The sequence below is a fragment of the Prevotella sp. genome (assembly GCF_036570325.1).
In the GTDB taxonomy this organism is placed as follows: Bacteria; Bacteroidota; Bacteroidia; order Bacteroidales; family Bacteroidaceae; genus Prevotella.
In genome coordinates, this window is sequence record NZ_DATCYK010000043.1 from 1 (window position 1) to 15,018 (window position 15,018).

The following is a 15,018-nucleotide window of genomic DNA, read 5'->3' on the forward strand; positions in this document are numbered from 1 at the left end:
CTGCTCCAAAGAGGAGCAGGCCCGCCGTGCGTTATGCCCCATAGGGGCTTATGGGAACAGCGTCAAGGCCTTTTTGACAATGGCACTCTGCGTATTGATAACTTGGAAATACTCGCTCATGTCCCACAAATCACGGGCCACGAGGGCCTTCAGTTGCAGGCGCAGACCGGGCATGGTAGCCTTTAGCTCGGCCTCATCCTTGGGCTTGATGTTTTGCTTCGCTGCCTCGGCCACGATACCATCGATAACCCGTTGGGGCATTTCAAAACCTTTGTCGAAGGCCTCAAACGTGGCGTAACGTTGCTTCAGCTCCTTGCGATGGGTGTCAACGTAAGTGAGATTGGCATTGATAATGAAGCTCCGGGCCATCAACATACGATGGAAACGGGTAGTTACCGTCGTATCGAGGGGCACGAAATAGTCGGGCATAATGCCTCCGCCGCCATATACGGTACGATTTTCGCGCAGCGTTTTGTACTTCAACGAGTCGGCAAAATGTATGCTGTCGGCGCTGTAAAGCTCACCATGGCGGAAGCGATTCTCTATATCCATGGCGTAATCAAGGTTGTCTCCTTTCTTATAAGGCTTCTGTATGCAGCGACCCGAAGGCGTGTAGTAATGGGCGATGGTAAGGCGAATCATGCTGCCGTCGCTAAACTCTATGGGGCGCTGTACGAGCCCTTTGCCGAACGAACGGCGGCCTACCACCTTGCCACGGTCGTGGTCTTGAATGGCTCCCGTTACGATTTCGGCGGCCGAAGCCGAGTATTCATTCACCAGCACAACGACCTTTCCATCGAGCAATCGGCCCGTACCGTCGGCCTTATATTCCTGCCGTTCGGTGCGCAGACCTTGCGTGTAAACAATCAAATCATTTTGTAATAGGAACTCATTGGCGATACGCACGGCAGCGATAAGGTAGCCGCCACCGTTTTCCTGCAGGTCGAGAATGAGGTCGTTCATGCCTTGTTTCTTCAATATTTTCACCGCAGCCATGAACTCATCATACGTGGTGGCGCCGAAACTGCCGATACGTATGTAGCCCACTTGGGGCTTGATGATGTAATAAGCGTCGATGGTCTTCACGGGAATCTTGTCGCGTGTGACGGTGAAAACGAGCTTGTCCTTGATTCCCCGGCGCACGATGGTCAACTTCACCTTCGTTCCCCGTGGGCCGCGAAGGCGTTTCACGATTTCCTCGCGGGCCATTTTCACTCCCGCAATGGCCGTGTCGTTGACGCTCACAATGCGGTCGCCAGCCAATATACCCACCTTTTCCGACGGGCCTTTGAGCACGGGTTGAATCACGAGCAGCGTGTCCTGAACCATGTTAAACTGCACGCCGATACCGTCAAACGACCCTTGCAGCGGCTCATTCATGGCCTTTGTTTCCTTCGCTGTGGAGTAAGAAGAATGGGGATCGAGCTTCTCGAGCATGCCACGAATGCCATCTTCCACCAATTTTTGCTCATCTACCTTATCCACATACAGTCCCTTGATGGCCATTTCGGCTATCTGCAACTTGCGCGCAGGGTTGTTGTCTTTGCCCAAATCTATCACTTGAGCTTGGAAAGGTAAGAAAGTAAAAAGGGAAAAGAGTAAAAAGACGGGACGAAGAAGGGGTAAACCCTTGAAAGGGAAAAAGGTAAAAGGGTAAAAAGGTAAAGGAGATAGAGAATGTAAAAGTGAAAGGACGGAGCGCAACGGCGATGTGAATAACTTATTTGTAAGCCGTGTAAGGCTATTTCTTTGGGGGCTTATGGTTTGTTGATTTCTTGATTTCATTGGTGATTCTCTTTCTCTAATTTGTTGATAATATTAACTAATGTTCCTATGATGGTACGAACGTCATTGCTCATGGAGGCGTACAAATTCTGTGGGATATACGCTGTATCGTAGAGAAGGTCAAGCCAATAGAGTGTTTCGTTGGCTTCCTTGATGGCTATTTTCAGCTTGCTTTTGTAATCTAACGGGCTTTGCGCAAACTTACTTTCAGCTAAATTGGCCCCAATACTCGTGCCACTTTTACATATTTGACGTGACATCACGTACTCGTTACGCTCGTTTACAAGATATTCATTCAAGCGAATGATTCGTATGGCCAACTTTTTTGCCAACTGATAGACAACGCTCTCACTCATTCTTACAATACTTTAGTCAATCTTTTAGAATCAATATCTTGTTCAAAAGCACCGCTCTGACTTTGCGGAAACTTTCTCCTTACCTACTTCCACTTACTTTTTCACCCTAATACAGCCTACTTTTATAGCTTTATATTAGTGACCTTTATAGTTTTATATTTGTTACTTTTGTAACCTTATATGATTTACTTTTTTACTCTTTTACCTTTTTACTTTTTCACCCTTTACCCCTCTTCCGGTATGTCTTCTTCTATCACGAGGTTGTCAATGATGAAGTTTTGACGCTCCATGGTGTTCTTACCCATGTAGTACTCGAGCAGTTTCTGCACCTGATCGGTCTTGTGGAGGGTAACTTGCTCCAAGCGAATATCAGGGCCAATGAAATGACCAAACTCCTCCGGACTTATCTCTCCAAGTCCTTTAAAGCGGGTTATCTCCGGATCGGGGCCCAGCTCACGGATGGCTTGTTGGCGTTCGTCGTCGGTGTAGCAATAGCGGGTCACGAAGTCACTCTTCTTCTCTTTCTTGCCCATTCGCTCATCGGCGTCGGCTATAACCTGCTTATTCTTGATTTTGGTACGCTTGTTACGCACTCGGAAAAGGGGCGTCTGCAATACGTAGACATGGCCTTTCTTGATGAGTTCGGGGAAGAATTGCAGGAAAAAAGTGATGATCAGCAGGCGTATGTGCATACCATCCACGTCGGCGTCGGTAGCCACTATCACCTTGTTATAGCGCAAGGTATCTAGTCCATCCTCAATGTCGAGCGCCGCCTGCAGCAGGTTGAACTCCTCATTCTCGTACACCACCTTCTTCGTCAGCCCAAAACAATTAAGCGGTTTGCCTCGCAACGAGAACACGGCCTGCGTGTTGACGTCACGACTCTTGGTGATACTGCCGCTGGCAGAGTCGCCCTCGGTGATGAATATGGAGCTTTCTTCCTTGCGATCGTTCTTTGCGTCGCAGAAATGAATGCGACAGTCGCGCAGCTTGCGGTTATGAAGATTGGCCTTCTTTGCCCGCTCACGCGCCAATTTTGTGACGCCGGCCATGGCCTTACGCTCACGTTCGGTCTCCTTGATTTTATTTTCCAACACTTCCGCCACATCCGTGTGGATATGCAGATAGTTGTCAACATTCTGCTTGATGAAGTCACCCACGTACTTGTTGATACTCTCTCCGTCGGGCGCCATCTGCGTAGAACCGAGCTTAATCTTGGTCTGGCTCTCGAATACAGGCTCTTCCACGTTGATGGCTATGGCCGCTACGAGACCGTTACGGATGTCGCCATACTCGTATTTTCCGTAGAATTCCTTTATCGTTTTGGCGATATGTTCCTTGAAAGCGCTTTGATGTGTGCCACCCTGCGTGGTGTGCTGACCGTTTACAAAGCTGTGGTATTCCTCGCCATACTGGTTCGTATGGGTGAAAGCTATCTCTATATCATCGCCCTGCATGTGGACGATGGGATAAAGACCGTCGTTGGTCATATTGTCCGAAAGCAAGTCTTCCAAACCATTACGGCTCCTGATGCGGCGCCCATTGTGCATGATGGTCAGACCACTATTCAGGTAAGTATAGTTGCGAAGCATTGTTTCCACAATATCATCGTGGAATAAATAGTTCTTGAATAACGTAGCGTCGGGTTCAAAATAAATATAGGTTCCGTTCTCATCGGCCGAGGCTTCGGTCACATCCGATTGCAGATTACCCTTCTCAAAGGTAAGATGTCGCACCTTACCCTCACGAAAAGACTTCACTTCAAAATGAGCGCTCAGGGCGTTGACAGCCTTTACACCCACCCCGTTCAGGCCCACACTCTTCTTGAAAGCCTTTGAGTCGTACTTGCCACCGGTATTGAGCACGCTCACAGCCTCAACGAGTTTACCCTGCGGAATGCCACGTCCATAGTCGCGCACGCTGACCTTCAGATGGTCTGTAAAGTCTATTTCTATGCGGTCACCGGCCTTCATCTTGAACTCGTCGATGGAGTTGTCGATAACCTCTTTCAGTAAAACATAGACGCCATCCTCGGGCAATGAGCCATCGCCCAAGCGTCCGATATACATTCCGGGACGTGTACGCACGTGCTCCATGTCCGAAAGGTGTCGGATATTATCGTCGGTATATTCGGGTGTAACGGGTTGTTCGGCTGCTACCGAACTATTGTTTGTCAGTTTTTCTTCTACTTTCTTTTCCTGCATTTTTCTTTTAGCGAGCGAACGATTGATTCTAAATAAATTTCTTGTAGCACTTGCGCCGTTTGTGCAAATGGGTGTCGAAGGCTTCCCACTGGCTCTGCACATGGGCGTTGCTCTCCATTTCCACCTGCGATTCTCCCCACTTTATGCCATGCGCGTTGTAGCGGGGAATCAGGTCATAGAACAACAACACGTTGGCTCCTTTGGCCCTATATTCGGGCAGGAAGCCCACCAGCAACAAGTCAGTGCCCTCGGTCTGACGGAATTTGAGCGCCCTCAACACGTGCCACCAGCCGAAAGGAAACAGCCTGCCACGCTTACATTTCTGCAACGCTTTTGAGAGTGAAGGCATGGTAACGCCTATTCCGGCTAACTTGTTATCGGCCCCGGCGTCCTCGATAACGGTAATCAGATCCAAGTCAAGCATTTTAAAATACATGTCGATGTACTGGTTTACCTGCCTATCCGTCAGCTCACTATAACCGTAAAGGTCCTTGTAAGTATCATTGATGAGCTTAAAGATACGCTTTCCGTAGCCACCCTCGAAGATGTCCTTCTTCGTCAGTTTCCTTACACGAAGGTTGTAACGCTTCTGTATCATGTCGGCCAACTTGGCATAACGCTCGGGCATTTCCTTGGGCACCATTATCTTATACTCCACGTATTTATTATCTACGTCATACCCTTCCATGGCCTCCACGTGCTCAGGATAGTAGGGATAATTGTAGATTGTAGGCATGGTTCCCAGCTCATCGAAGCCCCATGTGAGCATGCCCTCGGGGTCCATGTCGGTGAATCCCAGCGGTCCCACGATCTCGTTCATGCCCTTCTGCCGGCCATAGTCCTCAACAGCTTTGAGCAAGGCGGCCGAGACTTCACGGTCGTCCACGAAATCTATCCACCCGAAGCGTACCGACTTACGGCCCCATCGCTCGTTGGCTTTATGATTAATGATGGCCGCCACACGGCCCACAAGCCTGCCTTCCTTGTAAGCCAAGTAGTATTCGGCCTCGCAAAAGTCGAAAGCGGCGTTCTTGTCGCGGCTCAGCGTGTTCATCTCATCGCTGAAAAGATTGGGCACATCGTACGCGTTGCCCTCATATAAGTCATAGTGAAAGTCGATGAATGTTTTGAGATCATTCCGGCTCTCCACCTTTTTAATTTTCACAAGAGACATCTTTTGTATGTTTTATTAAACGTGCAAATATACTCATTTTCAAGCAGAAAGCCAAAAATAAGCCACTTTTTAGCAATAATAAAGCCAACAAGCCGACAATGCTTTCCCATTGCCGGCTTGTCTGTATCGCTTTACCCGTGGTGTCAGTCCTACCGACCCCACCGGTTTCCATTAAGGTCTTGTACCGAGAATATCGTCGATATTGGCCACGGTATTGCCGTCACGATGACGGAAAAGGTTCAGGATGTCACGCACGCTGCGTTCTTCCTCCACCTGCTCATCCACGTACTTGCCACAGAAGTTGGCAGCGGCACGGTCCTTCTGCTCATCGGCTACCTCGGCCAATTGGTCGATCAGAGAAGAGATAAGCTGCTCATGCTCCATCGTAGCCTCGAACACTTCCTTCGGGCTTGACCACTCCGTGGGCACCGCTGCCAGCGCTTCCAACTTCACCTCACCGCCACGGTTGAGTACGAAATTGGCCATATCCATAGCGTGCTGCTTCTCTTCGTCGCTCTGCTTGGCCATCCAACTGGCGAAGCCTTTCCATCCTTCTTTGCGGAACCAGAAAGCCATTTGGAGATAAAGGTTCGAGGAATACAATTCCTGATTGATTTGCGCGTTAAACGCGTCCTGCATTGTTTGATTGATATTCATAATCTTTGGGTTTAAAGGGTTTTGCAAGAAAAGCTCTTGCGGCATGATTCTTACTTAGGATAATCGGCGCAGCAACTCCCTTGTCTGCTCCAAGATAGCCATCAATTCCTCCACGGTCGTGGCCCGGAGCATGGCTATACGAGTCTGACGGAAGTCGGGTATGCCCTTGAAAACGGGGCTGGCGGCCAAGTGACGACGGGTGTGCAATATGCCTCGATACTCGTCTATGCGGGCCACATTGATGCGGAGCTGCTCCTCCAACACGTCTATCTTCTCGTCGGTTGTCAACGCATCAGCCGTCGCATCGGTCATTTCCTTGAATATCCAAGGGCGACCAAACGTGGCCCTGCCCACCATCACGGCGTCCACACCGTAGCGCTCAAAGGCCAACCGGGCTTCCTCGCCCGACGTGATGTCGCCATTGCCGATGATGGGAATATGAATACGGGGGTTGTTCTTCACCTCACCGATAAGGCTCCAATCGGCCTCCCCCGTGTACATTTGGCTGCGGGTACGGCCGTGAATGGTCAGGGCTTGAATGCCACAGTCTTGCAACTGCTCGGCCAAGGTAGTGATGATAAGGTTCTCATGGTCCCAACCCAAACGGGTCTTCACCGTCACCGGCACGTTGACTGCTTTCACTACCTCACGTGTTATGTCGAGCATGAGCGGGATGTTCTTCAACATTCCTGACCCCGCGCCTTTGCCGGCAACCTTCTTCACGGGGCAACCGAAGTTCAAATCGATGACATCGGGGCGGGCCTGCTCCACTATCTTGGCGGCCTCAACCATGTCTTCCACCGTGCGACCATATATCTGTATGCCCACCGGACGCTCCTCGTCACTGATGGTCAGCTTGTTGACCGTGGCCTGAATGTTCCTCACCAGCGCCTCGGCCGATACGAACTCGGTATATACCATGGCCGCGCCGAAACGCTTACAGAGCATTCGGAAGCCTATATCGGTTACGTCTTCCATCGGGGCAAGGAACAAAGGACGGGGTCCAAATTCTATATTTCCTATCTTCATACTGCCGACAAAGTTACTTATTTTTTCCGAAACGGGCCATGGCTTGTCCGTTCAAGTTGACCCTCGGCGCATGTCTTTCTGTGCTATAGCTTCTCCCCGATGAGCAGCAGGTGGGCTCCTCGGTCATCGGTGGTGCCGAAAAGATAGCTCTCGCCACCGTCTTTGAGTTTCAGTTTTTGCCGCAGCGCCTCGGCCGTCATAGGGAAATTACGCACCGCCACATTGGCTTTCGTAAGGCCCGACAGTCGTTCGCGCAACTCTTTTTTATTAAACGACGACACGGCCGTGAGCCTGAAACGCCGTCCCGGGAAGCCTTCTATAAGCTCGGATGAAAGAAATAAGTGGCTGTTAGGAGCCAACTGACGCATGCCGAAAGTTTGTTCCATCGCATCAAAGCACCCTACTTTCATCGCCGCCGCGCCGGGCACATAGAGGTAATGGCCCACAAGAGGCTCCACCACGGGCAGTGCTTTCATCGCTTGTGGTGGCTCCACGGCCCATTCCATGCCGTCCTCGATGCAGTGAATCCGAGGGTTTTCGGCCCATCCGGGCACCACTTGAAGCAACAACTCCTTGCATTCGCCACCCACGGCCACGACATACACGTCGCTCACCTGCCCCATGTCCTTCACGGCCTTGTGCCAATCGAGCATGGGCGACAGCTTCACCAGCAGCCTGTCGGCTTTCTCCAAGAGCAACGGAAGTAGCGCCGTCACGTCGGGGGTGCAGTCGGCTATGGCAAACGTACGTCCACCTTTGCTGTCACGGCGGGCCGGATCCATGAATATAAGGTCGGCCTTAGGTGCCCTGCGCAGGTATTCCTCGCTGTCGGCATGCTCCACCGTGGCCTGCTCCAAGCCCTTCGTTTGAAAGTTGTGACGGGCTATGGCACACAGTCCTTCCTGCCGTTCCACGTACACGGCCTGCTCAAAATGGCGGGCCATAAACGAAAAATCAACGCCGAAACCGCCCGTGAGGTCTATCATCAGGCGCCGTCTTGGGCAGCTATTCCTCACGATGTCGGCCTTCAATAGGGCCGTCTGCTCACTCGAGCACTGCTCCATCGACAGCTGCGGCGGATATATCACACCCTCCGTGGCGGCCCATGACGGCAATTTATGGCGTGCCGTCTGCCATCCTTTTATCTGTTCGAGGGCAAAGGGCATGTCTACATCAGCATACTTGTCGTGCATGAATGCCAACTTTCGCACGTCGTCATTGCGGTATTTCTGTATAAATTCCTGCGTCGTCATACTCATTGGATAGGCTCTTAATTGTTAATTTCCCGTTTAAAGGTGGTCGTCTACCACCTTTAAACGTATATTTAACACTTGTTTATATACTATATCCGCTCTATCCGATGGGGCAAATATAAGGCTTTTCCGGCTGATTATAAGGGTTGGATGTCTATTTTTTCACGCCCAAAGGCTAAAATCCTGAAGAGCGGACCGATGGTTCAGCGGCGAGAGGGCGGCTTTTCAGATGTGATAAACCAATCCCATTTTCAGCTCAAAGGTGCGGGCCTTCACGTCGACATGGTGGCGATAACGGGTGTGGCGTGCGAAAAAGGCTCCGCCAAACTCCATCCCCCATCCCCGACGAAGGTTGAAAACCAACGCCGGATTGACCACCAACAGCTCGGCATTGCCATGATCGCCCTGCACATTGAGGTAAATCGGATTGACTGTCGACAAGTCCCTATGCTCATATCCCTTCCAAGTGAAGATACGGTAATAGTCGAAATTGAGCACGAAACGCCCCATGCGGGGAAATTCCATCAGCGTGTTCATCTTCACACTGTAGCCCGAACCCATGTTGTAGTCGCGGTCTATGATGTTGTAATAGTCGCTCTTGGTACCTCCCAATAGGATTGCGTCGAGGAAAATACGCTGTTCCAACCGTGACACATTGGCCACTTGAGGAAACCGATAGATGATTCCGGGACCGAAAGAGGCTGCCTCGCTGATGCGATAGGGCGTGAGCGACGTGCCGTCTTTCACGGGTTTGGAGTCGTAATAATTGAAATGCTGGAACAGTCCGAACTCCATCTGATAACCGTTCTTGGGCTCAAAATAGCGGCCCCACAGCCTTCCGAGCAGATGGACGCCGTTGACCAGCGGCTGATTGGCCGAGAGGCCGAAGGTTACATTGGCCGTAAAGTAATCGTAGGGGCGGTTGGTTTGGCTGTCAAACACGTCACCATATTCCAAGAAAAAAGACAGATAAGGATTGCTCTCACCCCGGAAGAGCCCGCCGTTGTCGGCCAGATAGCGGGCGCCAAGGGTCATGGAGAAATCGATGGGTAGCCTATCGTAGTCATGGTACAGATAATCCCGCTGTCTCACCCGCCAAGCGTCGCCGTTCATCAAACGGACGACGCCCTGCATGGGGTTGATGACCGTGGCGCCCACCTCACGCCATAGGCGGTTCCATCCTCGGCTACGGTCGTTGAGCAACAAGGCCGACACCCGATGCGCTATCTCACCGATACAGATTCCTCCCACCGTGGTGGCCATCAAGTCGTTGATGGCCGGCGGCTCCGTCTCGCCCAACATTTCCCACATCAGACTGCCTCCCAAGGCGTAGGGAGCGCTCTGCCAAAAGCCCAGACCGCGACTTCGGGCACTGTTGAAATACAGATTGCCGTGGTAAGGGTGGGCAAAGAGGTTGGTGGAAAACTGATCATTGTCCCACACGAAGCCGTGACGCCAATTGCGGGCAATGCTTTTTGGGGTCACCTTGGCGTAGTCTTCCTTCAGCGCAAAGCGGTCGAAGCCGTGTACAAGCAGGTTAATGGCCGTCGTCTGCAGGGCTGCCTGCCAAGGATGGGGGCGCAGGTACTCGCCATCATCATAGCGATAGAGGTTGCCCATGCCCATAGTGTCGCGACGCAAGGGCTGCTCGTTCCGCAAGCCGGCACCACGGTGACCCAGCCGATTGCGATAGGCAAAGGTCAGACCGCCCTGCAACAAGAAACCGTGACGGTAGTCGCCACCACCGTAATGGCGGGTATCGCCGTAGCCGGTCGACACGAAAGCGCCTATCGTGGGGTTGATTTGATAGTCTAAATTCAAGTGTGCTTGAAGCGAATAAAGGCGCTGCGGAGCCGTGGCGCTGTGCTCCTTGAACGTCTCCACGTGGTAATAGCCCACGTCACCGCTGACCGTCCAGCGCGGCGATAGGCTGAAATAACGGCCTACACGGTAGGACAGCGCGCCCGAGAACTTCTTATCGAGCCCCATATAGTGCGTTCCCACGCCCAAGATACTGTAGCCGCTACGGTTTCTAAAGCGCACGGCAAAATTGAATTTCGACGTGTTGCCCACATAGGTCATGAAGTCGATGCGTGTATTGGGGTTGATATTTACCAATCCCAGCTTATGGGCCACGGTGTCACGGGTGACATTCACCACGCCCACCTGCCACCCTCGGGGATGGCGCATGGCCACATTGAAGATTCCCACCTGCCATCCGTTCAGGTGTTCGGTGAAGTTGTAGGCCGCCATTTGCAAGCCTCGCATGTATCCCGCACTGACATTGGCCAGCGCCGACAGCTGAACGCCTCGCCTGACGCCCATCGATATATTCGTCACACCGGCCAACTGCACGCCCTCAAGGGGCCTTCGGCTCAGGTTGGTGAGCATGGATGTCTGTACGCCTTTCATGCGATTGACCGTATTTATCAGCATGGCGCCCTGCCAACCTCTCATCAGTTGGTGTGTGCCGGCGCCTATCAGGCCGATGTTGACGCCCCGCAAGGTGTCTGTATTGGCGATGATTCCAAGGTTCAGGGTGCGTGTCAGCGTAGAGTCGGCGTTGCGATGGCCCACGCCTACGGCCACGTTGACGGGACGGGGAGCCGACGTCGACTGCCCCAACGCCATGGGAGCACCCCATGCCAGCAGTGCCGCCGCTAATAAATATCGTTGCTTATTAAAAATCATGACGCGAGATTTTTCCACTCACAAAAGTACTGAAAAATCTCGGTACATAGAAAGGTTTTCTCTAAAAGGGGGCTTTTCTGACTATAAAGAGTGAATTATCGGACCAGTCAGACTAGTCAGACTGGTCGGACCCGTCCGATAAAAATAGGGCCATCGGCCCTATCATCCCCTCAACTTTACACCCTATCCTCTCGGCTCTGCCGCCCTATCCCCTCAACTTTTTCATGGCTGCGCTCACCTGATGTTCCACGGTGCGCTCCGAAATACCGAGCTCTTGCGCTATTTCCCGATACCTCATGCCGTCCCGTTTGCTCATCAGGAGCACCTGCCGCTGACGTTCGGGCAGCCGATCGATGGCCTTCCATAGGCGGGCTTCGGTCTCCGAGCGCTTCCGGGCCTCATCATCGCTGATAATGTTTTCCAAGTCATGGGCCGCCACATCGGCCATGGGCAACCGTGCGTGGCGCAGATAATCAACACAACGGTTGCGCACCGACGTATAAAGAAAGGCTTTGGGATAGTCCGGCTGCTTCTGCCACAAGGTGACAAAGCACTCTTGCACAATGTCTTCCGCAACCTCGTTAGTACCCACATAATGCAGGGCATACAAACAAAGTTGGCGATAATAAAGCTCGAACAATTCTTTTATATCAGGTTGCATAAAAACGATTGATGGCGCAAAGATAAAGAATTATTCGCTTTCAAAGGGTTAATGGGTTGGGGAGTTGGGGGGATGAATGGCTACCTTTTAAGAAAATATAAGGTTTAGAGCGGGCCAATGGCCCGCTGGTTTGTCGGACGGGTCGGACCAGTCTGACTAGTCCGACCCGTCCGAGGGGCGCTACCCAACCGGCGGCAGAGCCGCCCGTAAAGAGTAAAAGCAAACCATTCATCCCCTCAACCTTACACCTTGTCATCGCGGCTCTGCCGCCCCCACCTCCTCAACCAATCTTACTCCCAGCGCCTTTTCTATCACCGGCAGCAGTGTTGTCAGCGAATCGGCATTGAAATCGCCCGATAATGACTTATCAAGGCGGTCGGCCCGCAGCCTCACGCCGTAATGATGTTCGAGGTCGGAGAGCACTTCGGACAACGGGGTATGGTCGAAATGGAAGCGGCGGGTGGCCCAACTCATGACGTTGGGGTGGGCTTTCTCGAGCTTACGGGGCCATGAGGCGCCATTAAAGAGCACGGCTTCCATGCCCGCACCAAGCCGCACCACCTGACGCTTCGCCGCCGCGCCGAAAGCCACAGAGCCCTCGCTGACGAGCACACGGGTAAGCCCCTGCTCCTCGGCCACCATGAAACGGGTGCCAAGATCGGTCACACGCGAGTACGCATTGCTTACGCTGAAGGGTTTACTACTGTCGTGGATTACCTCGAAATAAGCCCGGCCGGCCAACTGCAAATGCCGCCGGTAAGTGCCTTTCCACGACACCGTGGACCCCGGCGACAGCACAACTTTCGTGCCATCGGCCAACAAGTAGGTCGTCACACCACCATGGGCCGTCAGCGTAGTGAGCCGCAGGGCGAACCACCAATAGGCACCCGAGGCCAACAAAACCACCAGCGACGCGGCCACGGCCCACAAGTGCCACCGCAGACGGGACAGATCGGGACGATGGCTCCGGGCAAAACGCTCGTAGGCTTGACGCCCATCGAACCGGCGTTCGTCGTAATGACGCAATACGAAATCGAGTTCTTTATCGGTATTTTCTTTCATGTCGTGAGGATTAAGGTTTGGGTAAGTCGATGAGTAGGTCTATCACATTGTCGTCACGCACCACCTGCGACACCTCCAAGCGTGAGTTGTTATAGCGCAGCATGGGCCATACGTCGATGGAATAAATCTGAAAGCGGGGCATGCCTATGTCGTAGCCGCTCGAGACATTGTACTCCACCGCCACCTCCAAATGGTGGTCGTAGAAGTCAAAGAGCCGACTGTCGAACTTAAATACCGGTCGCTTGATGTTGAGATTGTTGTAACCATCGGCCCCCGTCAGCAGCGTGGCACCCATCAGGAGCGTCACTTGGCTATAGTCGGCGTCGATAGGTTTCACGTCCATCCCGATGAATCGGGTGCGTGCCATTTGGCTCGCATCAGGATGAAAAGCGTAGTCCACGGCCATGGCACAAGGGTTATCCTTGGGAATGGAGGCCGTGCGCACCCGGGGAATGGTGAGCCTGAACTTCAATTCGGGCGCATAATCGCGCAATAGGAGCATGCCCTCAAGATTCACGAAGGTGGCCACGGAATCGCCCGTGAATATGCCGTTGAAACGATACTGATGGGTGTAGAGCAGGCGATAGCCGTTAGTTTCTACCTGCAGATGGGGACTTACATAAATCTTATGGTCGCCCACGGTGACCTCAACCTCACCCCAATGGGGCGTGAAACGGATGCAACGCCGGTCGCGGAAGGTTTCGTAAGCGAACGTAAGGGGCGTTCCCGTCTCACGACTGACGACGGTAATGGGCTTATCCTCGGTGATATTATGGTCGTCTTTATCGACTATCACCAAGCGCACGTCGGTCACTGACCGGCTCTCCTTCTGCGAGTCATCGGGTAAGGGCTCGGGGTCGTCACCGCCATTGCAGGCCGTGAAGAGCACCGACAAGCCCATCAGTAAAAGCAAAATGGTATGTCTCATTGGTCTTTCTCGTTTTTAATCCATGATGTTACTTGGCGATTGTAGCCGCCCACGTAGCCTATGCCTCCCTTCACATTGCTGTAAGTAGGCGATATGACGGCCAGTCCCACCCGGGCCATGTCGTTGTTATCGGCGTCGCTTATCGACCTTAGGAAGCGGAAGTATTCAGGAGTGACGTGGAAAAGCTCCACGGCATACTTCATGGGATCGGCGTAGGTAGGCAGGTTGAGCCGCAAGGTATAAGTTTGCCCGTTGATGAGTTGATCGTCGAAAAGAAGCATGTGCTGATAAGGAGTGTCGTCGAAACCGAAGTCATAGTCGACGGTCGTGAGCCTGCGGAGCACGGGTTCGCTATCCAAATGTACCTCGGGATGGTCGTACACGTCAAGTTCCACCTCGTCATAGTAGCCCCAATCGGCGCCATGCCAGCGGTTCTCGACTTTCCGTTGCAGGTTGATGATCCTCACGGCATAGTAGTCGTGGCTGTCAGCAGGGTCGGTAAATGTGGCCCGTATTTGGAGTTCGGGGCGTGTTTCTTGGTCGTAGCTGTCGTAAATACGGATGGGTTCGCACTCGATATGGCCCACGCTAACACCGGTAGGGATGGTGGTTGACGAGCTGACGGGCGCAAAACCCTCGGCCCGCACGCCAAGGCTGATTTCGTCGCCGGCCGTCTGACGGGCGATGACACGGTAGGTGCCGCCGCCCAAATTCTCGACGGGTTGCGGGCGGTCGTTGATAAGATATTCTATCGTGGCGTCGTTCACGGGCGGATTGTTGCGCTTGGCGCCCACGGGAAGGCTGCTCGTCACCCGTATGAGGGTCGTATCGCCGGCCGTCGGGGTGCAGTAGACCACCAGCTTGGTAGCGTAATGCAGTGTATCCACATTGAAATGGTCACGACACGACGTGAGCACCAAGGCCGCCACTGCCACGACCATCAAGCTGCGCAGAGCGTAAATATAGTATGTTTTTTGTTTCATCATCATATTTCTTTTGTTGCGTCATTATATATTGTTCTTCGCGTCATTATATGCTTTTCCTCTCATTATCAATAGCATATAAAGTAAAAATAAAGGTTCCTTTTTTACCCTTTTACTCTTTTACCTTTTTACTTTTCCCTTTCCCTTTTTACCCTTTTACTTTTATGCTTTTGTATTTTTTACTTTTTTACCCTTTTACTCTTTTACCTTTTTACTTTTCCCTTTCCCTTTTTAC

The 15,018-nt window shown here is 52.4% G+C and carries 12 protein-coding genes; all 12 read right to left on the minus strand.

Annotation, left to right across the window (positions count from 1 at the left end; translation table 11 throughout):
- Nucleotides 1–48: 48 nt before the first annotated feature.
- Complete coding sequence (locus tag VIR50_RS03280; RefSeq protein ID WP_331933713.1) at nucleotides 49–1,560, minus strand: S41 family peptidase; 1,512 nt, start codon at nucleotides 1,558–1,560, stop codon at nucleotides 49–51.
- A gap of 221 nt (nucleotides 1,561–1,781) precedes the next feature.
- The gene (locus VIR50_RS03285) at nucleotides 1,782–2,141 is read right to left on the minus strand and encodes a four helix bundle protein (protein WP_331933714.1); all 360 of its coding nucleotides are present in this window, start codon (nucleotides 2,139–2,141) and stop codon (nucleotides 1,782–1,784) included.
- Nucleotides 2,142–2,365: 224 nt separating this feature from the next.
- Complete coding sequence (locus VIR50_RS03290) at nucleotides 2,366–4,237, minus strand: DNA topoisomerase IV subunit B (protein WP_331933724.1); 1,872 nt, start codon at nucleotides 4,235–4,237, stop codon at nucleotides 2,366–2,368.
- Nucleotides 4,238–4,373: 136 nt separating this feature from the next.
- Entirely contained in the window at nucleotides 4,374–5,519 is a 1,146-nt protein-coding gene (locus VIR50_RS03295) for an N-acetyltransferase (protein WP_331933715.1), read from the minus strand.
- 171 nt (nucleotides 5,520–5,690) lie between these two features.
- Nucleotides 5,691–6,176 carry a ferritin gene (locus VIR50_RS03300; RefSeq protein ID WP_331933716.1) on the minus strand — a complete coding sequence of 162 codons (486 nt, stop codon included), beginning with the start codon at nucleotides 6,174–6,176 and terminating at the stop codon, nucleotides 5,691–5,693.
- A 54-nt stretch (nucleotides 6,177–6,230) separates the two neighbouring features.
- Nucleotides 6,231–7,205, minus strand: a complete 975-nt coding sequence (gene dusB / locus VIR50_RS03305) for a tRNA dihydrouridine synthase DusB (protein ID WP_331933717.1) — start codon at nucleotides 7,203–7,205, stop codon at nucleotides 6,231–6,233.
- An 83-nt stretch (nucleotides 7,206–7,288) separates the two neighbouring features.
- Nucleotides 7,289–8,464: a class I SAM-dependent methyltransferase gene (locus VIR50_RS03310; protein ID WP_331933718.1), complete on the minus strand. Its 1,176-nt coding sequence runs from the start codon at nucleotides 8,462–8,464 to the stop codon at nucleotides 7,289–7,291.
- Between the two features lie 219 nt (nucleotides 8,465–8,683).
- Nucleotides 8,684–11,149 (minus strand): DUF3943 domain-containing protein, encoded by a 2,466-nt coding sequence (locus tag VIR50_RS03315; RefSeq protein WP_331933719.1) that lies wholly within the window; start codon nucleotides 11,147–11,149, stop codon nucleotides 8,684–8,686.
- A 205-nt stretch (nucleotides 11,150–11,354) separates the two neighbouring features.
- Nucleotides 11,355–11,810 carry an RNA polymerase sigma-70 factor gene (locus VIR50_RS03320; protein ID WP_331933720.1) on the minus strand — a complete coding sequence of 152 codons (456 nt, stop codon included), beginning with the start codon at nucleotides 11,808–11,810 and terminating at the stop codon, nucleotides 11,355–11,357.
- 252 nt (nucleotides 11,811–12,062) lie between these two features.
- Complete coding sequence (locus VIR50_RS03325; RefSeq protein ID WP_331933721.1) at nucleotides 12,063–12,872, minus strand: FecR family protein; 810 nt, start codon at nucleotides 12,870–12,872, stop codon at nucleotides 12,063–12,065.
- A 10-nt stretch (nucleotides 12,873–12,882) separates the two neighbouring features.
- Entirely contained in the window at nucleotides 12,883–13,800 is a 918-nt protein-coding gene (locus tag VIR50_RS03330) for a hypothetical protein (protein ID WP_331933722.1), read from the minus strand.
- Nucleotides 13,797–14,789 (minus strand): DUF4249 domain-containing protein, encoded by a 993-nt coding sequence (locus VIR50_RS03335; protein ID WP_331933723.1) that lies wholly within the window; start codon nucleotides 14,787–14,789, stop codon nucleotides 13,797–13,799. The genes VIR50_RS03330 and VIR50_RS03335 overlap by 4 nt, the downstream gene beginning before the upstream one ends.
- Nucleotides 14,790–15,018: the final 229 nt, after the last annotated feature.